The organism is Embleya sp. NPDC001921, from assembly GCF_053594475.1.
Window position 1 is genome coordinate 23170 of sequence record NZ_JBSFEO010000040.1, and the last position, 20908, is coordinate 44077.

Annotated in this window: 21 protein-coding genes and 1 riboswitch; of the genes, 9 read left to right on the forward strand and 12 right to left on the reverse strand. The window is 72.6% G+C overall.

Features of this window, described 5'->3' with window-relative positions:
* Window positions 1–59 precede the first annotated feature (59 nt).
* The 4 genes from ACWCPW_RS36730 (at window position 60) to glpK (ending at window position 5057) form a co-directional block, all read left to right on the forward strand.
* Window positions 60–698, forward strand: coding sequence for an FMN-dependent NADH-azoreductase (locus ACWCPW_RS36730; RefSeq protein WP_449765904.1), 639 nt, complete (start codon window positions 60–62; stop codon window positions 696–698).
* A gap of 210 nt (window positions 699–908) precedes the next feature.
* Window positions 909–2609 (forward strand): glycerol-3-phosphate dehydrogenase/oxidase, encoded by a 1701-nt coding sequence (locus ACWCPW_RS36735; RefSeq protein ID WP_449765985.1) that lies wholly within the window; start codon window positions 909–911, stop codon window positions 2607–2609.
* A gap of 71 nt (window positions 2610–2680) precedes the next feature.
* The gene (locus ACWCPW_RS36740; RefSeq protein ID WP_449765986.1) at window positions 2681–3463 is read left to right on the forward strand and encodes an MIP/aquaporin family protein; all 783 of its coding nucleotides are present in this window, start codon (window positions 2681–2683) and stop codon (window positions 3461–3463) included.
* Window positions 3464–3542: 79 nt separating this feature from the next.
* A complete protein-coding gene (gene glpK / locus ACWCPW_RS36745) occupies window positions 3543–5057 on the forward strand; it encodes a glycerol kinase GlpK (RefSeq protein WP_449765905.1) in 1515 nt (504 codons plus the stop codon).
* Between the two features lie 70 nt (window positions 5058–5127).
* Here glpK and ACWCPW_RS36750 read toward each other — a convergent pair whose 3' ends face one another.
* The 3 genes from ACWCPW_RS36750 to ACWCPW_RS36760 form a co-directional block, all read right to left on the reverse strand.
* On the reverse strand, window positions 5128–6495 hold the full coding sequence (locus tag ACWCPW_RS36750; protein WP_449765906.1) for an NtaA/DmoA family FMN-dependent monooxygenase: 1368 nt from the start codon (window positions 6493–6495) through the stop codon (window positions 5128–5130).
* Between the two features lie 61 nt (window positions 6496–6556).
* Window positions 6557–7783, reverse strand: a complete 1227-nt coding sequence (locus ACWCPW_RS36755; protein ID WP_449765907.1) for an LLM class flavin-dependent oxidoreductase — start codon at window positions 7781–7783, stop codon at window positions 6557–6559.
* Between the two features lie 385 nt (window positions 7784–8168).
* Entirely contained in the window at window positions 8169–8351 is a 183-nt protein-coding gene (locus tag ACWCPW_RS36760) for a hypothetical protein (RefSeq protein ID WP_449765908.1), read from the reverse strand.
* Window positions 8352–8387: 36 nt separating this feature from the next.
* A riboswitch (SAM riboswitch) is annotated at window positions 8388–8499 on the reverse strand.
* Window positions 8500–8730: 231 nt separating this feature from the next.
* Here ACWCPW_RS36760 and ACWCPW_RS36765 point away from each other — a divergent pair.
* On the forward strand, window positions 8731–8826 hold the full coding sequence (locus ACWCPW_RS36765; RefSeq protein WP_331770360.1) for a putative leader peptide: 96 nt from the start codon (window positions 8731–8733) through the stop codon (window positions 8824–8826).
* 220 nt (window positions 8827–9046) lie between these two features.
* Window positions 9047–9763, forward strand: a complete 717-nt coding sequence (locus tag ACWCPW_RS36770) for a GNAT family N-acetyltransferase (RefSeq protein WP_449765909.1) — start codon at window positions 9047–9049, stop codon at window positions 9761–9763.
* Between the two features lie 171 nt (window positions 9764–9934).
* Here ACWCPW_RS36770 and ACWCPW_RS36775 read toward each other — a convergent pair whose 3' ends face one another.
* The 7 genes from ACWCPW_RS36775 to ACWCPW_RS36805 all read right to left on the reverse strand — a co-directional run bounded on the left by ACWCPW_RS36775 (window position 9935) and on the right by ACWCPW_RS36805 (window position 16085).
* Window positions 9935–10171: a hypothetical protein gene (locus ACWCPW_RS36775; RefSeq protein WP_449765910.1), complete on the reverse strand. Its 237-nt coding sequence runs from the start codon at window positions 10169–10171 to the stop codon at window positions 9935–9937.
* Complete coding sequence (locus tag ACWCPW_RS36780; protein ID WP_449765911.1) at window positions 10168–10587, reverse strand: hypothetical protein; 420 nt, start codon at window positions 10585–10587, stop codon at window positions 10168–10170. Before ACWCPW_RS36780 ends, ACWCPW_RS36775 begins: the two co-directional genes overlap by 4 nt.
* 177 nt (window positions 10588–10764) lie before the next feature.
* Window positions 10765–12225, reverse strand: coding sequence for a sensor histidine kinase (locus ACWCPW_RS36785; protein ID WP_449765912.1), 1461 nt, complete (start codon window positions 12223–12225; stop codon window positions 10765–10767).
* Between the two features lie 44 nt (window positions 12226–12269).
* Window positions 12270–13034, reverse strand: coding sequence for a response regulator transcription factor (locus ACWCPW_RS36790; protein ID WP_449765913.1), 765 nt, complete (start codon window positions 13032–13034; stop codon window positions 12270–12272).
* Window positions 13035–13218: 184 nt separating this feature from the next.
* Window positions 13219–13731 carry a peptide-methionine (S)-S-oxide reductase MsrA gene (gene msrA, locus ACWCPW_RS36795; protein ID WP_331770366.1) on the reverse strand — a complete coding sequence of 171 codons (513 nt, stop codon included), beginning with the start codon at window positions 13729–13731 and terminating at the stop codon, window positions 13219–13221.
* Window positions 13732–13925: 194 nt separating this feature from the next.
* Complete coding sequence (locus tag ACWCPW_RS36800; protein ID WP_449765914.1) at window positions 13926–15596, reverse strand: alpha/beta fold hydrolase; 1671 nt, start codon at window positions 15594–15596, stop codon at window positions 13926–13928.
* 114 nt (window positions 15597–15710) lie between these two features.
* A complete protein-coding gene (locus ACWCPW_RS36805) occupies window positions 15711–16085 on the reverse strand; it encodes a hypothetical protein (protein WP_449765915.1) in 375 nt (124 codons plus the stop codon).
* Window positions 16086–16569: 484 nt separating this feature from the next.
* Here ACWCPW_RS36805 and ACWCPW_RS36810 point away from each other — a divergent pair, with 484 nt between their 5' ends.
* Together ACWCPW_RS36810 and ACWCPW_RS36815 are read left to right on the forward strand one after the other, a co-directional pair.
* The gene (locus tag ACWCPW_RS36810) at window positions 16570–17355 is read left to right on the forward strand and encodes a hypothetical protein (RefSeq protein ID WP_449765916.1); all 786 of its coding nucleotides are present in this window, start codon (window positions 16570–16572) and stop codon (window positions 17353–17355) included.
* Entirely contained in the window at window positions 17348–18043 is a 696-nt protein-coding gene (locus ACWCPW_RS36815) for a class F sortase (protein WP_449765917.1), read from the forward strand. The genes ACWCPW_RS36810 and ACWCPW_RS36815 overlap by 8 nt, the downstream gene beginning before the upstream one ends.
* Window positions 18044–18147: 104 nt before the next feature.
* Here the strand turns inward: ACWCPW_RS36815 and ACWCPW_RS36820 are convergent, their stop codons facing one another.
* Window positions 18148–19644: a DUF6777 domain-containing protein gene (locus ACWCPW_RS36820; protein ID WP_449765918.1), complete on the reverse strand. Its 1497-nt coding sequence runs from the start codon at window positions 19642–19644 to the stop codon at window positions 18148–18150.
* A gap of 146 nt (window positions 19645–19790) precedes the next feature.
* Window positions 19791–20552 carry a TetR/AcrR family transcriptional regulator gene (locus ACWCPW_RS36825; RefSeq protein WP_449765919.1) on the reverse strand — a complete coding sequence of 254 codons (762 nt, stop codon included), beginning with the start codon at window positions 20550–20552 and terminating at the stop codon, window positions 19791–19793.
* A gap of 148 nt (window positions 20553–20700) precedes the next feature.
* On the opposite strand from ACWCPW_RS36825, the gene ACWCPW_RS36830 reads away from it, so the two are divergent.
* Window positions 20701–20892, forward strand: coding sequence for a hypothetical protein (locus tag ACWCPW_RS36830; RefSeq protein ID WP_449765920.1), 192 nt, complete (start codon window positions 20701–20703; stop codon window positions 20890–20892).
* Window positions 20893–20908 lie beyond the last annotated feature (16 nt).

The following is a 20908-nucleotide window of genomic DNA, read 5'->3' on the forward strand; positions in this document are numbered from 1 at the left end:
CCCGGCAGCCACGGCGCGCCGCCGATCCACCCCCTCCCGCACCCGATTCGAGGTCGTACATGCCTTCCCTCCTGCACCTGGACGCGAGCATCCGCCGAACCGGCTCGGTATCCCGCGACCTGTCCGCCCACTTCGCCGCCCGGTGGCGCGGTCGGCATCCGCACGGCGGCTACGTCCACCGCGACCTCGCGGCCCACCCCGTCCCGCACATCACCCACGCCGTCCGCGAAGCCCTCCTCGATCCGAGCCGCGACCACGGCGAACCGCCGCACGAGCGGGCCCTCACCGAGCTGCTGAACACCGAACTGCGGGACGCGGACACCGTCGTGATGGGCGTGCCGATGTACAACTACTCGATCCCGTCCACGGTCAAGGCCTGGTTGGACCGCGTCGTCACACCGGCCAACATGGTCGCGCCCGACGGCGGCCCGGGCCCACTGGCGGGCAAGACCGTGGTCGTCGTCACCACCCGGGGCGGGTCGTACGCGCCCGGCACGCCGCGCGAGGGCTGGGACCACCAGGAGCCGTACCTGCGGGCCGTCCTGCGCTCGATCGGTCTCGCCCGGGACCTGGAGTTCGTGCACGCCGAACTGACCCTGGCCACGACCGTCCCCGCGATGTCCGCCCTCAAGCCCCTGGCCGAACAGTCGCTGACCCGCGCGTACGACACCCTGACGTCCCTGGCCGCGGCGGCCTGACCGCGGCACCGGGGCGATCCCACGTTTGCGGTACCGGCGATCGTGGACGGCGACCGCCTCACCCGGCCCGGCCCGCGCCCCGGATCGGTCGGCCGTTACTCCGCCCGGCCCACAACCGGGCATCGCTCGACGTGCGGGGCGCGGACGTAGGCCATCGAATGTAGGGACCAGCCTTTCCCTGCCGAGGAGTCCGACGTGAAGCCCGTCGCCCTGTCGCCGAAGGCCCGCGAAGATGCCCTGACCGCGTTGGGATCCGGCCGCGAACTGGACATCCTGGTCGTCGGCGGAGGTGTCGTCGGCGCCGGATGCGCGCTGGACGCCGTCACCCGAGGACTGAGCGTCGGCCTGGTCGAGGGCCGCGACTGGGCCAGCGGCACCTCCAGCCGCTCCAGCAAACTCATCCACGGGGGCCTGCGGTATCTGGAGATGCTGGACTTCCGGCTCGTCCAGGAGGCGCTGCGCGAGCGTGGTCTGCTGGTGCAACGGCTGGCCCCGCACCTGGTGCGACCGGTGAAGTTCCTGTATCCGCTGACCCATCGCGGATGGGAACGCCTGTACGTCGGCGCCGGCGTGCTCCTGTACGACACGATGGGCCTGACCTCGGGCAGCTCCCGGGGGCTGCCGCATCATCGCCATCTCACCAGACACAGCGCGCTGCGCGAGGTCCCGGCCCTCAAGGCGGACGCGCTGATCGGCGCGGTGCAGTACTGGGACGCGCAGGTCGACGACGCTCGGCACACCATGACGATCACCCGTACGGCCGCCGCCTACGGCGCGCACGTGGCCAACCGGACCAGGGTCACCGGCTTCCTCCGGCAGGGCGAACGGGTCACCGGCGCGTCGCTGGTCGACGTCGAGTCCGGCCGCGAGTTGGAGGTGCACGCCAAGCAGGTGATCAACGCGACGGGTGTGTGGACCGACGACACGCAGGCCATGGCCGACACCCGGGGCCAGTTCCACGTACGCGCGTCCAAGGGCGTGCACGTGCTGGTGCCGCGGGATCGGGTGAACTCGCGGTCCGGGTTGATCCTGCGCACCGAGGCCAGCGTGTTGTTCGTGATCCCGTGGGGTCGACACTGGCTGATCGGGACCACCGACACGCCGTGGGACCTGGACAAGCAGCACCCCGCCGCGAGTTCGCGCGACATCGACTACCTGTTGGAGCACGTCAACCGGGTGCTGGCCACGCCGCTGTCCCGGGACGACGTGGAGGGCGTGTACGCGGGGCTGCGTCCGCTGCTGGCCGGCGACGCGGCCGAGACCAGCAAGTTGTCCCGGGAGCACCTGGTCGCCCATCCCGTGCCGGGCCTGGTGGTGATCGCGGGCGGGAAGTACACGACCTATCGGGTGATGGCCAAGGACGCCGTGGACGAGGCGGTTCGCACGCTGGACGGCGCGTATCCGGGTCCGTCGGTCACCCACGACGTGCCGCTGTTGGGCGCGGACGGCTACCAGGCGTTGCGCAATCGCCGACACAGCCTGGCCCAGGCGTCCGGATTGCACGTGGCGCGCATCGCGCACCTGCTGACCCGGTACGGCTCGATGATCGGCGAGGTGCTCGAACTCATCGAGCAGGACCGTGAGTTGGCCAAACCGCTGCCCGGGGCGGACGACTATCTGCGGGCCGAGGTGGTGTACGCGGTCACCCACGAGGGCGCGCGCCATCTGGACGACGTGCTCACCCGGCGCACCCGCGCCTCGATCGAGTCCTGGGATCGCGGCGTGGAGGCGGCGGAGATCGCCGCGCGCCTGATGGCCGGGCCGCTGGGGTGGGACGAGCAGCAGATCCTCGACGAGATCGCGCACTACGGCAAACGGGTCGAGGCCGAACGCGACGCACAGCGGCAACCGGACGACCTGACCGCCGACGCGGCCCGGCTCGGTGCCCCCGACATCGTCCCGGCGCCGTGAGCGCGGGCGAGGCGCGGGAGACCGGGGCCCGGCGGGCGGATCCGGTCGGGCCGCCGAGTGGGCGATGGGCGATCCGGGGCGAGTTGGTCGCCGAGTTCGTCGGCACGATGGTGCTGATCCTGTTCGGCACGGGCGTGGTGGCCCAGGTCGTGGCCGCGGACCTGGGCGATCACGACAGCATCGCCTGGGCCTGGGGGCTGGGGGTGACCTTCGGGGTGTACATCGCCGCCCGCGCCTCGGGCGCGCATCTGAACCCGGCGGTGACGCTGGCGCTGGCCGCCTTCCGCGGCTTCCCGTGGCACAAGGTGGCGCCGTACGCGCTCGCCCAGACCGCCGGGGCGTTCGTCGCGGCGCTGCTGGTGCGCTGGAACTACACCGAGGTGCTGGCCCAGGCCGACCCCGGGCACACGATCAAGACGCAGACCGTCTTCTCGACGTTGCCGGGCAACGGCACGCTCCCGGTCAGCGAGTGGGGCGCGTTGCGCGACCAGATCATCGGTACCGCGATCCTGCTGCTGGTGATCATGGCGCTCACGGACGTGCTGAACACCGCGCCCAAGGCCAACATGGGCGCGTTGTTGACGGGCCTGCTGGTGGTCGCGATCGGGATGGCGTTCGGTACCGACGCCGGCTACGCGATCAATCCGGCCCGCGACTTCGGTCCTCGGCTGGCCAGCTTCCTGACCGGGTACGGCGGGGCCTGGCGCGATCAGTACGGCAATCTCTACTTCTGGGTACCGATCGTGGGACCGTTCATCGGTGGCCTGATCGGGGCGGCCCTGTATCAACGGCTGATCGCGCCGTTCCTGCCCACGGCGGAGGAACTGCCGGGCAGAGTGGTCGAAGCCGACTGACCGGCGTACGGAACGGGCAGATCCGACGTCGCACGGCCACGGCACCGGGGCCGGGCGTCGCCACAGTGGAGGGTTGGAGATGGCGGATTTCGTCGCGGCAATCGATCAGGGCACCAGCAGCACCCGTTTCATGGTCTTCGACCATGCCGGCAACGTGGTCGGGCGCCAGCAGTTGGAGCATCGGCAGATCATGCCGCGCGCGGGGTGGGTGGAGCACAGCCCCGTGGAGATCTGGGAGCGCACCCGTTCGGTGATCTCCAGTGGGCTGAACCAGTACAACCTCACGCCCACCGACTTCGCCGCGCTGGGCATCACCAATCAGCGCGAGACCACGGTGGTGTGGAATCGGCGCACCGGCCGGCCGTACCACAACGCGATCGTGTGGCAGGACACCCGGACCGACCGGATCGCCCACGCGTTGGAGCAGGACGGTCGGGGCGAGGTGATCCGGGCGAAGGCGGGCCTGCCGCCGTCGACCTACTTCGCGGCGGGCAAGGTGCAGTGGATCCTGGAGAACGTCGACGAGGTACGCCGGGACGCCGAGCGCGGCGACGCGATCTTCGGCACCATCGACACCTGGTTGTTGTGGAACCTGACCGGCGGGGTGCGCGGCGGGGTGCACGTCACCGATGTCACCAACGCCTCGCGCACGATGCTGATGGACCTGCGCACGCTGGACTGGGACGAGGAGTTGTTGTCCTTCTTCGACATCCCGCGCGGCATGTTGCCGAGCATTCGCCCGTCGGGCTACCCGGACGGCTACGGCGAGTCGCCCGACACCAGCCCGCTCGTGGGCATCCCGCTGACCGGCACGCTGGGCGATCAGCACGCGGCCACGGTGGGTCAGGTGTGCTTCGCCGAGGGCGAGGCGAAGAACACCTACGGCACCGGCAACTTCATGCTCCTCAACACCGGCAACCGCATCGTGCGCTCCGAGCACGGCCTGCTGACCACGGTCGCCTACCACTTCGCGGGGCAGGATCCGGTGTACGCGCTGGAGGGCTCGATCGCGGTGACCGGGTCGGCGGTGCAGTGGTTGCGCGACCAGTTGCACATCATCAAGAAGGCCGCGGACAGCGAGACGCTGGCCGGCCAGGTGCAGGACACGGCCGGGGTGTACTTCGTGCCGGCCTTCTCCGGTCTGTTCGCGCCGTACTGGCGCAGCGACGCGCGCGGCGCGATCGTCGGCCTGGCCCGCTATCACGACGTGGGCCACATCGCCCGGGCCACGCTGGAGGCGATCTGCTATCAGAGTCGCGACGTGGTCGACGCGATGGCCAAGGACTCGGGTGTGGCGCTGAGCGTGCTGAAGGTGGACGGCGGGGTCACCGAGAACAGTCTGTGCATGCAGATCCAGGCCGACGTGCTGGGGGTGCCGGTGATCCGGCCGACCGTCCCGGAGACCACCGCGCTGGGCGCGGCGTACGCCGCCGGTCTCTCGGTCGGTTTCTGGCGCGACACCGACGAGTTGCGGGCCAACTGGAATCAGGACGCCCGTTGGGAACCGGAGTGGGACCGCGAGCGCCGGGAGAGCGGTTACGCGGACTGGAAGCGGGCGGTGCAGCGCACCCTGGACTGGGTGCCGAAGGGGTGACGTCGGGCGGCCGTCGGGTGGATCGCGGGGGCGCCCGGGCGGGCGGCTCCGGGATCCACCCGGCCGGGTCTCACGCCACGCGGGCCGCGGCCCCCTCCTCCCGGACCGGCCCGATGCCCAGGTTCTCGCGCAGCGTGCCGCCGGTGTACTCGGCGCGCAGCGAGCCGCGTTCCTGGAGCAGCGGCACCACCTTGTCGACGAACTCGTCGAGGCCGGTGGGGGTCAGGTGCGAGCCCAGGATGAATCCGTCCGAGCCGTCCTGCTGTACGAACGTGTCGATCCGCTCGGCCACCTGTTCCGGGGTGCCGACGAACTCGGTGCGGCCGAACACGTGGATGGCCAGGTCGCGCAGCGAGTACGAGTTGGCCTCGGCCAGCGCGCGCCACTCGGCCACCTTGCGGTGCGCGTCCTCGGCGATCCGGGCGCGGCCGCGGATCACCGGCGGTCCGTCGGGGTCGGGTGCCACGTCGGGCAGGGGTCCGTCCGGGTCGTAGCCGGACAGGTCGCGGTTCCAGACCGTCTCCAGCAGGATCTGCGCGGTGCGTCCGCCGATCTGGCGCCGGGTGATGTCGCGGTGCCGCTCGACGGCGTCGGCCTCGCTCTCGCCGAGCACGAAGGACGCGGACGGCAGCAGCTTGACCGAACCGGCGGGCCGGCCCAGGCGGGTGGCCCGCGCCTGTATGTCGCGGTAGAACTCCTGAGCCTCCTCCAGGCGGTGGTACGGGGAGAAGATCGCGTCCGCTCCGCCGGCGGCGAAGTCGCGGCCCTGCGGTGAGACGCCGGCCTGCAGGATCACCGGCCGGCCCTGCGGGCTGCGTGGCGTGCCGAACCGGCCGGAGATGTCGAACTGCTCGCCGGTGAACGAGAATTCGCCGGCCTTGGGGTCGCGCAGGAAGACGCCCGCCGCCTGGTCGGCGGCCACCGCGTCCGCCGCCCAGGAGTCCCACAGTTCGCGGGCGGCGGCCAGGAACTCGGCGGCGCGGGTGTAGCGGTCCTCGCGGTTCAGGAAGCCGCCGCGGCGGAAGTTCGCGCCGGTGAAGGCGTCGAAGGAGGTGACCACGTTCCAGCCGGCCCGGCCCCCGGAGAGGTGGTCGAGTGTGCTCAACTGGCGTGCCAGTTCGTAGGGTTCGTTGAAGGTGGCGTTGACCGTGCCGATCAGGCCCAGGTGTTCGGTGACGGCGGCGAGTGCGCCGAGCACGGGCAGGGTGTCGGGACGTCCGACGATGTCCTGGTCGAAGATCAGACCCAGGCGTTCGCGCAGGGCCAGGCCCTCGGCGAGGAAGAAGAAGTCGAATCGGCCGCGTTCGGCGGTCTGCGCGACGTGTTTGAAGGAGGAGAAGTCGATCTGGCTGCCGGCCTCGGGGTCGGACCACACCGTGTGGTGGTTCACGCCTCCCACGTAGGCGCCGAGGATGATCTGCTTGCGCGACGTGCTCATCGGGATGGGTCCCTTCGGACGATTGCCGGGACGGCGGTGGGGCTGGTGGACTCGGCGCGGGTCACGCCGCGGCCGTGGGCGTCGCGTAGCGGCTCGCCGGGCGCGGCAGGCCGAGCCGGGCGCGCAGCGAGCCGGCCGTGTACTCGGTGCGGAAGACGCCGCGGCGTTGCAGCTCGGGCACCAGCTCGCGGGTGATCGCGTGCAGATCGTGCGGCAGCGCGGCCGGTCGCAGGCGGTATCCGGTCAGGCCGGCGCGCTGCCAGTCCTGGAGGAGGTCGGCGAGTTCGGCCGCTGTGCCGGTGAACACGTGGGCGTCACTGGTGTACTCGGCACCGTCCAGGTCGTCCAGCCGGGCCTTGCGCTCGCGGGCCGCGGCCGTGCTGTCGTCGAGGAAGACGACCAGGTCGCCGAAGACGTGCACGGTCTCCGACTCGCGTGCGGCGGCGCGTTGTTCGGTGCGGATCTCGGTGACGATGGCGAGCGCGTCGTCGTGGTCGCGCGGCGTCACGTACACGACGTCGGCCGCGCGGGCGCCGAGCCGGTAGGGCACGGTGGAGTGGGCGAGCACGGTGACCGGGGGCTGGCCCTGGGGCGGGCGCGGCACGGTCGAGGGCCCGCGGACCCGGAACCTGGAACCGACGAAGTCGATGTAGTGCACCCGGTCGCGGTCGATGAACCGATCGGTCGCCGCGTCACGGATCTCCGCGTCGTCCTCCCAGCTGTCCCACAGTCGGCGTACCACCTCGACGAAGTCCTCGGCCTCGGCGAAGCTCTCCGCGACGGCCGCCTGCACCTCGGGTCGGTGGTAGTCCTCGACGGAGAACGGCGCGTGCTCGCGTCGGCCGAAGTGCGTGTTCTCGGCCGGGCGGGACACCTGGGCGCGCCACCCGGCGCGGCCGAGGCCGACGTAGTCGAGCGTGGCGATCGCCTTGGAGACGTGGAACGGCTCGGTGTGCGTCACGGTCGCCGTCGGGATCAGTCCGATGTGCTCGGTCACCGGCGCGACGCGCGAGGCGATCAGTACCGCGTCCAGCCGGCCGCGGACCTGGTCGGTGCGGGTGTCGAAGCCGTCGAAGCGGGTGGACTGGGGTGACAGCGCGTCCTCGATGGTGACGAAGTCGAGCAGGCCCGCTTCGGCCTCGGCGACCAGGTCGGTCCAGTAGCGGGCGGTGAACAACTCCCCCGGGCGGGCCTCGGGTTCGCGCCAGGCGGCGGGATGCCAACCGGCTCCGTCCAGCGCGAGGGCCAGATGCAGGGGGGTGGGGGCGGGGGTGTTCGGGGTGGTCATGGGTGGGTCTCGCTTTCGGGTGGGTGACGACGGTGGGTGACGCGGTGGGTGGCAGCAGTCAGTGGCGACGGTGGGGACGACCGCCGGTGACGACGGTGCGTCGCGGGCGGGCGGCACGACACGGCGCGGCCGATCGCCCGACGGCCGGATCCGTGTGCGGTGTTCGGCCGGGACGGGGGTCTCGTGGCTGCCCGAAGGCGGATGGGCGCCCGCTCCCGCGCGTTCGGCGGGTGCCGAACGCGCGGGATCTCAGGGCTGGTTCGTGCGGGAATAGGCGCCCGTGGCGGAGCCGGCTGGACTGCGGACGGGAACGGCGACGCGACCTCGGGCGGGCGTTGCCGCGGCTTCGCGGCGCGTACGGCCCGAGGTGGCGAGTGCTAGTGGATCAGTGACACAGGGAGCCGGCGGAGCGGCGCAGATCGATGAACAGGCGCCGGGTCAACCGGTTCCGGGGCGACGTCGCGCGCCGCCCGCGAGCGCCGATCACGCCCTCCCGGCGGCCGGCCGGGGTCGGGACGGCGGGCACGGCGGCGGCGCGGTGCTCCACCGCGATCACGCACCTGCTCATGACATCGTCCCCTTGCCCTCGGGCCCGTCGAGGCGGGCCCCGCGATTGCCACGCGAGTGACGCGCGGCCGTGTCCTCACCCGGGGCACCCCGTCGCGAAGGAGGGTTGCCGGCCGACCAGCCGGGGCTCGATGTCGGCACTCGTGACACGTACTGCGGCGACGACCGGTATCGGCCGACATCGCGACGCTAACGCAGCCCGCCGGGTCTTGTCCATCGACCCTAAGGGCGGCAACGACCCGGCCGGGCATGCCTCTTGCCGCTCCCGGGATCGGCGCCCCGAAGGGGCGGATCCCCTGCGGTCGCGGGCGACGCGGGTCGCGGTGTCACACCGTGGAAGCCCTTTGACGGGGCGCGGTCGAGCTCGTAGCCTGCCGATCATGCAGGCCAGGATCCGGTTGGCGACCCGCAGGCACATCGACCTGCTGCGGGTGAGCAGTGCCGCGTGTCGCTTCGGCCTGCCCGGCTCCTCCTGAGCCGTTGCGACCGGTGCCGTCGAGGGCGGTCCCAGGGGATCGGTATGCCGGTCCTCGTCGGGTCCGCGGCGGCCCTTTCCCGGCAGGGCCAAGGGTGTTCGGTGCGGCGTCGCCCGATCGGGCGGGCGTGGGCACCGACCGGTCCGGCCCTTCCTCCCCTGGTGACGCGAGAGCGGAGTGGATCGACGATGTCCCGAGCCCGGTCGACGGTCGGCACGCCATGAACGATGTGCGCGTGCTGGACAACGTGGCCTATTCGTCCCTGACCGGCCCGCACGCCGGGCTGGCCGAACGCGAGGGCCGGGTCGTGCGCTATCGCGCCGACGTGGCGCCGTTCATGGCCCTGCCCGACGATCCCGGTCCGGCGGACTGGGCCGATCTCGCCGCGCTCGCCGGCCCGGGGGCGGTCGTACCGCTGGCCGACGGCGAGGAATTGCAGCCACCCGCGCCGTGGGAGGTGGTGATGCGGATGCGCGGCGTCCAGTTGATGGGTGACGCGGTCTTCGGCATACCCGACGACTCGCTGGTCCGGCTCACCGACGCCGACGTGCCCGAGATGCTCGATCTGGTCGCCCGCACCCGGCCGGGCCCGTTCCTGCCGCGCACCATCGAACTGGGCACGTATCTGGGCGTCCGACACGAGGGCGCGCTGGTCGCGATGGCCGGGGAACGGCTGCGCCCGCCCGGCTGGACCGAGATCAGCGCGGTGTGCACCGATCCGGCTCGGCGCGGACGGGGCCTGGCCACCCGGCTGGTGCTCGCGCTGGTCGCGGACATCACCGCACGTGGCGACACACCGTTCCTGCACGCCGCGGCCGAGAACGTGAACGCCATCCGCCTGTACGAGTCCCTCGGCTTCCGACTGCGCCGCTCCCCGACCTTCGTCGCCGTGCGCGTCCCGGCCGACGAGCCGGCCCAAGGCGTGGCCGTCGGTTAGCGGCCGAGGTGCTCGGGCCGTACCCGGGCGTGGCGGACCGGCGGGCCGCCCGCGATCGGCTGCGGCCCGCCGGTGTGCGTACCGCCGATGTGCGCGACGCGGGGTGTACACGAGGCCGGGTGTACACGAAGCCCGGTGCGCGAGGCCCGGTGCGCGCCCGGGCCCGCCCGGTCAGCCCGGCGGGGTCTCCGGGGCGTCGGCGTCCCGGTCGGCCCGGTCGGCCGCCTGTTCCGCCTCGGCGAGGATGGCCGCCGGGTCCGTCGGCGCGCCGGTGGGAGCGACGCGGGTGCCGGCGGGGACCGGTCCGTCGCCGCTGTCGTCCGATCCACCGCACGCGTTCAGCGCGGTGCCCAGCGCGAGGACCGCGATCAGGGCGGCGCCGGCCCGGCGACGACGTGCGCCGGTCACTTCCCGGCGGCGGGCTGCCGCGCGTCGCACCAGGTCTTCACGTTCGCCAGATCGGTCTTGCGCTGCCGCAGTTCGGGCAGCAGGCGCTGACGGGTGGTCAACCTGTCGTTGAGGTAGGTCTTCACCGCCGGCCGGTCGAGCCGGTCCGCGGTGGCGATCCGCTCTTGCAGGTGGGCGATGGACCCCTTGACCGCGGCGGCGCCGCTCAGCCGCTCGATCGCCTTGTCCAGGCGGGTGTCGATGGCCGGGAGCCGCTTGCAGATGGCCGGCTTGTGCTTGTCGGCACCGGGCATGGGGCCGGCCTGCGCGGCGGGGGCGGCGGCCAGGCCGGCGATCGTGGTCAGCGCCGCGAGGGCGCCGAGCGTCGCGAGACGGTGGGGTGCGCGGGTGCGCGCGGTGGTGGTACGGCGAGACATGGTGCTTCTCCCGAGTTCACGGTTCGCCACCCCGGTGCGAGGTGGCGTGCCGCGACGGTATGAACCTGTTCTGTGGGGTTCTTGTGGGCCGTCTGTGGGCTTCATGTGAGGCCCGGTACGCAGGCCCGCCCCACCTTCGGCTCGGTGTCCGGGAGCGGTGCCGCTCCCGCCGGCGGTTCACCCGCCGGCCTCCCGTTCCGCCGGTTCCCGGGTCAGCCAGTCGTGCCGGATCCCCCGGGTCCGGGCCGGCTCCACGTCCGGGCGCCGAAGCGGCAGGACGACCTCGACGCGGGTGCCGCGCCCGGTCGGCGGGGTCCCCACCGTGACGCGTCCCAGGTGCAGGGCCACCTGTTGGGCGACCAGGGTCAGGCCCAGGCCGGCCCCGGGACTGTCCGGGCCCCGCCGGAACCGCTCGAACACCGCCTCGCGCCGCTCGACCGGTATGCCGGGGCCGTCGTCGTCCACCCGGATCCGGGCCCCGTCCGCCCCGGCCTCGACCCCGATCCGGATCGAGACCGCGCCGTTCGGTCCGCGCCCGTGCACCAGCGCGTTGCCGATCAGGTTGTCCAGGAGCAGCCGCAGCCCCGGACCCAGGCCGTCGATCCGGACCTCGTCCTTCGGGGCGGACACGACCAGGTCCGCGTCGGGTCGGTGGGTGCGCGCGTCGCGGGCCGCCGCGTGTGCCAGTTCACCGAGATCGACCCGCTCGAAGGCCTGCCCGTCGGCCAGATCGCCCTGCGCGAGCGCGCGCAGGGAGGCGAGCAGCGACAGGATCCGCTCCTGCCCGGCCGCGAGGTCGGCGACGATCTCGGTACGCTCGGCCGGCGCCAGTTCGGGGTAGGTCGCGAGCACGTCCAGGTCGGTACGCATGCCGGTGAGCGGTCCGCGCAGTTCGTGGTCCACCGTCGCGGCGAACGCCCGGGCCGTCTCCAGCGCCTCCCGGGTCCGGGCGGTCTGCGTGTCGTAGCGACCCAGGACCGCCGCGAGCGTGCGGCCGAGGTCGTCCACCTCGGCGACCCCCGACGCGATGTGCACGTCCGGGCGCGCCCCGTCGTCCGGTTCGATCGCGGCCGCCCGCCGACGCAGCGCCCGCAACGACCGGGTGGCGGTGCTGCCGACGGCGAGGCCGGCGAGCGCGGAGAGGGGTACCGCGAACGCGGCGACCACGAATACGCGTCGGCGCAGCAGCGCGGTGCGCGCGTCGGTCTCCGACGTGGGCTGGAACACCCGCAGCGTGCCGGTCGCGCCGAGCGGGCGGCTGACCATGCGCCACGCCTTGCCGCCGGCACGCACGGTGACCGGGCCCCGGCGCCTGGCGTCCGGCAGCGGCACGCCCGCGGGCGGCTGGGGCCCGGCCGACACCGGGCCGCCGGGCAGTTCGACCCGTACGCCGAGGTCGAGCGCACCGTCCAGCAGCCGGTTCTCCCGGGTTCGTACCGCGTTCTCCCGCTCGTTCTCCACGGCACGCACCAGGGCGCGCGCGTCGGGTGCGAGGTGGTCGGCGCGCTGCCGCAGGGCCACGTCCTGACGGTGGGTCACATCGGCGGTGACCCACCGGACGACCAGGGTTCCGGCGGCGATCACCAGGAGCGGGACGAGCACGCCCACGGCCAGCGCGATCCGGGTGGACAGCCGCATGGCCGGTCTGCGGCGCGTTTCGCGGGCCCGGTCCGGGGCCGCGGTCACCGCCGGCCGTCCGGCACCCGCAGGACGAAGCCGACGCCGCGCACGGTGTGCAGCAGACGCGGTCGGTCGCCGGCCTCCAGCTTGCGGCGCAGATAGCTGACGAAGGTGTCGACCACGTCGGTGCGTACCTCGAAGTCATATCCCCAGACGCGGGCCAGCAGTTGATCACGGGTCAGTACCTGGCCGGCGTTGCGCACGAACACGTCGAGCAGGGCGAACTCGCGGCCGGTCAGGTTCACCGGATCGCCGTCGTGGGTGGCCAGGTGCGCGGCGCGGTCCAGCACGAGCGGGCCCGCGCGCAGCACCGAGTCGGTCGCGGCGTCCGGTGGTCGGCGGCGCAGCAGCGCCCGCAGCCGCAGGTCGAGTTCGCGCAGGTCGAAGGGTTTGACCAGGTAGTCGTCCGCGCCCGATTCCAGGCCGGTGATCCGGTCGGCCGTCTCGTCTCGGGCGGACAACATCAGGACCGGGGTCTCGATGCCTCGGGCCCGCAGCGTGGCGCAGACCTCGATGCCGGAGCGGCCGGGCATGGCCACGTCCAGCACGATCGCGTGCGGTGCCCGCGGCACGGGGCGCTCGGCGCTGCCCGTGAGGTCGAGCGCGGCGGCTCCGTCCGACGCGAGCAGTACGTGGTAGCCGGCCAAGCGCAGGCCGCGTTCGAGTGCGCGGCGGATCGCGGGGTCGTCGTCGACGACCAGGACGCGCGGCGGGTCGCCCGGATCCCGGGGCCGGTGCTCGTCGTCGATACCTGGAGTCGTGGTCATCGTGTGCCGTCCCGCGTTCGCCGGCCTCCCGGAGGTGGGGAGACTCTACGTTGATCCGCACGTGGATCCGCGGTGGGGGACGCGACCGGTCGGCCGACAGTTCCACCCGCCGCGCCGGGAGCGGGCCCGGCCGAGCGACCTCGCGCCCCGCACCGGGTGCGGTGCGGGGCGCGAGGGTTGTGGGTCAGGCGTGTGTACGGCGCGGCAACTTCCAGCCCGGTCGGGGGAAGTGGCAGGTGTAGCCGTGCGGGTAGCGCTCCAGGTAGTCCTGGTGCTCGGGCTCGGCCTGCCAGAAGTCGCCCAGCGGCTCCACCTCGGTGACCACGTCACCCGGCCACAGGCCGCTGGCCTGCACGTCCGCGATGGTCTCGATCGCCGTCGCACGCTGCTGCTCGTCGGCGAAATATATCGCCGAGCGGTAGCTTCGGCCGATGTCGTTGCCCTGCCGGTCCCGGGTGGTCGGGTCGTGGATCTGGAAGAAGAACTCCAGGATGTCGCGGTACGTCGTCACCGAGGGGTCGAAGAGGATCTCGATCGCCTCGGCATGGTCGCCGTGGTTGCGGTAGGTCGCGTTCGGGACGTCGCCGCCCGAGTAGCCGACCCTGGTGGCGGTGACCCCCGGCTGCTTGCGGATCAGGTCCTGCATCCCCCAGAAGCATCCGCCGGCCAGAACCGCCTTCTCCACCTGAGCACTCATGTCGCAACTCCTGACTGCCTCGACTACTCACCCGGGAAGAGAACAAGCGACGCGAGGCGGGTGTTCCCGCCGGTCGCCGGGGCCGGGGATGGATACCTTCATCGTATCGATCCCGGCCCCGGCCCCGGTGGCGTCCATCCGGATCGACGGTCCGGTCGGCAATCCGGTCGGCCGATCCGGTCGGCGATCCGGGGTCAGCCGATCCGGTCGAACCCTTCGTCGCGGCCCGGCCCGACCGCCCTCTCCGAGCGCGGCGCCGCCGCGGCGGTCGGGTCCACCTCGTCGGCACAGACCGTGCCGCGCGGCGGGAGGTCCAGCTCGGTCAGGTAGGCCGTGGCCGCCGCCTTGGCACACGCGCTGCGGCCGAACGCGGTGTGCCCCTCGGCGCGGAAGGTGAGCAGCCGGCCGTTGTCCAGCCGATCCGCCAGCGCGACCGCGTCCCGATAAGGGGTGTCGGGGTCGCCGGTGGTGCCCAGGACCAGGATCGGCGCGGAACCCCGCGCCCGGTACGAGCCCTGGTGTCGGCTGACCCGCTCACCGGTCCACTGCACACAGGCCGGGGCGTGGTTGTGGTCGTAGGTGGGCGGGCCGAAGCCGATGGCCGGGCCGAGCAGCGGCGCGTCGCGGACGTTGGCCCGTACGTTGCGCTCCAGGCGGCCCATGTCCTTCGGGTAGACGCGGTCGACACACTCGACGGCGATGTTCGCGGTGAGGAAGTCGAAGCTCGCCGGTGACGGCGGTCGAAGCAGGAAGGCCGTACCGTCGCGCAGCTCCGCCTGCCGCAGCGCCGCGCCGAACGCGGGCCAGATCGCCTTGCCCTCGTTGATGTTGAACATCAGTCGATACACCAGGGTGTAGCCGTTGGCGAGCGCTCCGGAGGGGGTGGGCACCGGGTGCGCGTCCAACTCGGACACCAGCCGGTCGAAGGCGCCGCGCGCGTCGCCGCCGCCGAACCCGCAGCCGGTCGGGTCGGCCGAGCACCAGTCCAGGAAGCGGGCCATCGCGCCGTCGAGGGCCAGATATTGCGGCCGGTCGTACTCGTAGGGGCGGTTCGCGTAGCGCACCGGGTCGTACCCGCCGTCCAGCACCATCGCGCGGACGCGTCCCGGGTACCGGTCCGCGTACACCGTGCCGACGAAGCTGCCGAACGAGCGTCCGTAGAAGGAGAGCCGGCGCTCGCCCAGGGCCTGTCGCAGCAGGTCCAGATCGCGGGCGACGTAGTCGGTGCCCACGAACGGCAGCACGTCGCCGGCCTTGGCGGCGCACGCGGCGTCGAAGTCCCGTGCGGTGCTCACCGCGCGCCGGTACGCGTCGGGGCCCGGGTGTCCCGGCGAGGACCCGATCTCCTGGGCGTAGCGGGCGTCGTCCCAGCACTCGTACGGCGCGCTGCGCCCGATCCCGCGCGCGTCGAAGCCGAAAACGTCGAACCGGTCCCGCAGTTCGGCGGGCAGCGCGGCGTGGTTGCCGCGTACGAAGTCGACCCCGGAGTTGCCGGGTCCGCCCGGCTGCATCACCAGGGTGCCCAGCCGCCTGCTCGGATCCGCGGCCCGGTGCCGGATCACCGCGAGGGTGAGGGTACGGCCGCGCGGGTCGCGATAGTCCAGCGGCACCGTGGCGTTCGCGCACTCGAAGGTCGCGTCCTGGGCACAGGGTGCCCAGGACAGGGTGGGTGTGGGCGGCGCGCTCTCGGTGGTCGCGGCGGCGTCCACCGCGCCGGCCCCGATCACCGACAGGCCCGCGACCACGATCGCGGCGACCCGCGTACGCAGCGCGCGCCGCCGGGTCGGGCCGGCCGGACGGTCCCGACGCGCAAAGGCGCGGGTGGGGTCGTACGCGGATGGTAAGGCGTGGCGCTCGGGTGTCATGGTCACCGATTCCGTTCCGGACGTGGGCGGTCGGGCTCGTGCCGAAATATCGCAGACCGACCCGCGCCTCGTCGCCGGAACACGCGGGATCAGCCGCCCGCAGCCCGGGCCGCGCTAGAACGCGTCGACGTCGATCGAGACATGGCCCGGGCCCATGGCGCAGACCCGCCACTTCCCGTTCTCCCGGCGCAGGTCGACGTTGTAGGGAGAGGCCGAATGGTCCTGTCCGGTGACCTTCACGTTGACCGCGGCCGTGTCTTTGCTCGTGGTGGAAGCGACGAGCGAGAAGCTGAATCCGGTCCCCTCGCCGGCCAGGACCCGATGCGCGTCCGCGCCGTTCGCACCGGCGCAGACGCCGTAGAGCGCCGCGGGTGAACCGCCGTCGGCGATCGTCCGCAGATAGTCCCGCGTGGCGTCGTGCTCCGGCCCGTCGAACGCGGCCGGAGCCGTGGCGCACGACACGGCCGCCAGGGCCGCCGCCACCCCCACGGCCCGAAACACCTTCCGTGATCCCGCTGTTCGCGCACCGGCGCCACGCATCACGGTCCCCCATTCGGTTGTACGACCGGACGGGTTGTGCGGCCGGTGGATGGTAGCGCGGACCGGCCGTCGAATGGGGGCTTCCGGCCGGCCCCTCGGCCACCCCGCCCCAAGGTTCATCCGCTCCGCTTTTCGCGCGAGTGTGTTCTTCCGTCGACCCCGTCGACCCCGTTTGCACCGCCTACGGGCGCCTCATCTCGCCCCCGGCCGAGAAAACCGCCGATGACCCGCAACTCCCGTTTTGACTAACGGAGTTCGCCGCTTTCGACCGGCGACATCGGTTCCTGACCCCAAGAGCACCGATCACCCATAAGTGTTACTTAGCGCTGGCAAGGGTGATTTTCGCAATATATGAGGCAACTTTCCGCATTGCCGTCGCGTTCCCCATCGGATCGCCGATCACGCGCCGGCTGCGAAGGAGAGATCGTCTCTGATGCGTACCACTCGTGTCTTTTGCAGCACCGTAGCCGCCGGCCTGTTGGCCGTAGCCATCGGAGGCACCGCCACGGCCGCCGAGGGTCCCGGCCCGCAGACCAAGGACATCAAGGCCGAGGCGTCAGGCGCCGACAGCGGATCCGGCGCGGAGCACGGCAAGATGGGGGGCGGTGCCCCGACTTGCCCCCGTCCGGCGCACGACTGCTCGAGCAAGCCGGCCCACAAGCCGGCCGACAAGCCCGACCACAAGCCGAGTGGCAAGCCGGCTGAGAAGCCCGACCACAAGCCGAGCGGCAAGCCGGCGGACAAGCCGGACCACAAGGCCGACCACAAGCCGGCGGACAAGCCCGACCACAAGGCCGACCACAAGCCGGGTGGGAAGCCGCCGATCATCATCGGCCACGTGACGAACACCGTGGTCACGAACAACCACATCAGCCACACGACCAACAGCTACGTGGTGAACAACCACAAGACCGTCGTGGTCGACCACCACAAGCCTGTCAAGCACCCCGTCAAGCACCCGGTCAAGCACCCGGTCAAGCACCCCGAAGCGGTGAAGCCGGCCCCGCACAAGCCTGTGCACAAGCCCGCGGCGCCCGTACACAAGCCCGAAGCCAAGCCGGCCGGCCAGACCAAGCTGCTGCCGGTCGGCGCGGTAGCCGGCGGCGCGGGTGGCACCACCGAGTCCGACAACAGCCTCCTGGGTCTGGGCGCCGCACTCGCCGTCGCGGGTGCCGGGGCCGGTGCGTTCGCGCTGCGCCGGGGCAACCTGCGTGGCTGACACACCTTTCGTCCATCGCGCCGGCCGTCGCCTCCTGCTGGTGGCGGCCGTCGCGGTGCTGGTCTGCGGCGTCGTGCTCGCCGTGATCGGTTATCAGGAACGACGTCCACCCGCCGCGGCCACGGCCGCCCCCAAGGTGGTGTCCACGCACGCGCCCGCCACCACGCCCTCCGACGGCCCGGCCGACCCCGCCCCTCCCGCCACGTCGGCGGTCGAGGGCCCGATCCTCGCCCGCGCCGAGCCCGCCTCGGTCGACATCCCCGAGATCGGCCTGCACGCCCCCGTGACCTCGGTCGGGCTCGGCGCGGACGGCACCGTCGAGGTGCCGCCCCCCGATCCGGAGCGTCACGCCGGCTGGTACAACGAGGGACCCACCCCGGGCGAACTCGGCCCCGCCGTGGTGGTCGGCCACCTCGACTCGGCCTCCGGCCCGGCCGTGTTCTACGACGTCGGCACCCTGCACCCGGGGTCCATCGTCGAGATCCGCCGCGCGGACCAGAGCACCGCGGTGTTCACCGTCGACTCCGTGGAGCGCTTCGCCAAGGCCGAGTTCCCCACGCAGCGGGTGTACGGAGACCTGAACCGGGCCGAGTTGCGCCTGATCACCTGCGGCGGCGACTACGACCCCGACAACGGGGGCTACCAGGACAACACCGTGCTGTTCGCCCACCTGACGGGGTCCCGCTGACCGTCCGCTTCCCCCTCTTCCTCCCCACCCGACAGCGGCCTCCCGCACGGGAGTTCGGCCGGGCCGGCGATCCGCCCGGCCCGGCCGACGCGCTTTCCCGGTGCTCAGACCACGCGCAGCGGGGCGCCCGCGGTGCGGCCCGAGCCGAGGCCGTCGGCGTGGATGCGGTAATCGCCGGGGGCGGCCCCTTCCCGGACCGAGATCGAGGCGGATCCGGCGGTGTCCGCCGTGACCGTGGTGATGGTCCCGGAACCGGCCCCGGTCCACCGGAAGGTGATGCGTTCGCCGGGGCGGAATCCGGCCGCGCGCGCCGTGTAGGAGGCGCCGACCGCGACGGTGCTCGTGGAGAGCGTCAGGGTCGGCGCGGGCGCCGCCGGCGACGTGGCGGCCACCACGCGCAGCGGCGCGGCGGCGAGCCGGCCGAATGTGGCCCCCCGGGCCAGGATGCGGTAGTCGCCCGGAGCCGCGCCCTCGCGCACCGAGATCACCGCCGTCCCCTCGCGGTCCGCGGTGACGGTGTCGATGGTTCCGACACTGACCCCGGTCCAATGGAAGGTGATCCGCTCGCCGGGTTCGAAGCCGGCCGCGCGCGCGGTGTACGAGGCGCCGACGGCGACCGTGTTCGTCGACAACGTCAACGTCACCGGCGGTGCGACCGTGCGCGAGGGACTCGTCGGTACGGCGCTTCGACCGCCGGGGCGGGTGGTCGAGGTGGGCGGCACGGAGCGGCCGGGCCCGGGCAACGTCGAGGTGGCGGGCGCCGATCGGCCCGGTCCGGGCAACGTGGACGGCTTGTCCGCGGAAGACTCCGGTCGGCGCTCGGAGGTGGTGTCGGCCTCGCCGGCGGTCCCGGTCGGCCGCGTGATCGTGACATCGGGACGGTCGAGATCGGTCAGCACGATGCGGGACATCGGGTCGCCACCGGTGATGGCGACGACCGCGCGCTTGTCGTACACCCGCTTCCAGGCCGGGGTCAGACCGTTCGCCTTGATCCGGTCCGGCACCTGGGCCAGGGCGGTGAGCGGGTTGCCGCAGCCGCACTTGACCACCGGCCGACCCCACGGATCGACCAGCACCGCCGTACCCGCCTGGAGCAGCGCGGGGTAGCCCTCGGCCGTGCCGCCGCGGAACCGGTGGTTGCGCACCAGCGCGTCCTGGCGCAGCAGAACGGGCGTGGTGCGGGCCACGAACTCGTCGATCTGCGCGATCGTGATGCCCAGGGCGGCCGTCCACGCGGCGGCCTTGGCCGGGTCCGCCGCGAGCAGCGCGACGAGCCTGGGCCGGTCGCAACCGGGCACGTCGCGCGCGACACCGTACAGCCCGGGGGTGTCGCCGCGACGACGGCCGCCGTCCCGTGCCGGGTGGACGTCGGCCCGGTCCCGGCCCAGGCGCTCGAAGAAGGCCGACGCGGTGGCCGTGACGGCCGCTTCGGCGGTCACCTGTACGGCGGTGCGGGCGAGCAGCGCGCAGCCGCCGACGGCGGATCCGAGCGTCGTCGCCGCGATCACGCAGGCCACCGCCGTACCCGTTCGACGCGGGAGGTGGAGCGGGGTGTGTGCGGTTCGGCCGGTGACCGAACGCGGGTGCGAGAGCCGGTACATGGAGGCGTCCCTTCGCCTGGGGGCCGCGCGTGACGACCCGTTCGGTGGGGATGTGCGTCCACGCCCGGATTTCTCTCCGAATCCGCGGGAACTCTTTTTTCGCCCTCCGCCGCCCACGAGACGCCGGGTCCGAATCGGCACGCGGATCAGCCCGAGACGACCGCCGTCGGGAAGATCCGGCCCAGGTGGTAGTCGATGACCACCCGCACCTCCGCGAGCGAGCGGCGGTCGTGCACGACGTCCAGGCCCAGCCCGGTGACCCCCGACACCAGCAGGTCCGCCTCGTGCCCGGGGTCCAGGCCCGGCGCCACGAGTCCGGCCGTGCGACCCTTCTCGATGATGTCCGCGACCAGGTGCTCCAGCGGTTGTTCGGCGGCCAGAAAGACCGCCGCGAGCTCCGGATCGGTCAGACTGCGGGCGTAGTAGGCCGCGAACACCCGCAGCGCGAAGCCGCGTTGCTCGTCCATCGGCAGGAACTCGCCCAGGATCGACCGCAACAGCCCGGGGATGTCACCCGCGTCGGTCGGAATCCGGGTCCTGGCGAGCCGACCGTTCTCCTCGTGCAGCAGGCGCAGCGCGTCGACCAGGAGGGTGTGCTTGCTGTCGAAGTGGTACTGGACCAGCCGCAGGGATACTCCGGCCTCCGTCGCGATCCGGCGCATGCTCGCCGCGTCCAGGCCCTGTTCGGCGGCGATCCGCCACACCGCCTCGGCGATCCGGCGCCGTTGCCGGGCCCGGACGTCCCTCGGTCGGGCCGCCGCCGGCGTGGCCGGAACGGGTGGCTGCTTGCGTCGGCGATAGGCCCGGGCCTGGCAGCTCCGGGAGCAGTAGACGGCGGGACGGCCACGCTGCGACATCGCGACGTCCGCGCCGCAGATCCGACACCCCGGCCTGTTTTCGTCACGCATGGCACTCATTCTAGCGCTGGAGCTTGTGTGACGAAACGCAACTATTGCTGCCTGCAAAGGTGGGTTTCGACTCCCTCGCTGATACGTTCGTAACGCAGAAAGTTGAAGGAAGGAGTCCACGAGACATGACGTTCGACAGATCCTGGGCATGGTCGTGATGGTGGCCTTCGGACAGGGGTTGGTCCGACTTCTCTTCGGCGAGGACGAGCGCGGGCCGATCCCGTGGCTGCCGGGTGGCTTCGCGCCGGCGCTGCTCGCGTACTCCGTGCTCACCGCCGCGGGCGCGCTCCTCGCGGCCCGCGGCTACACCCGCGCCAAGGCCCTGGTGCGCCGCGAATGACACGGGCGTCCGCGGG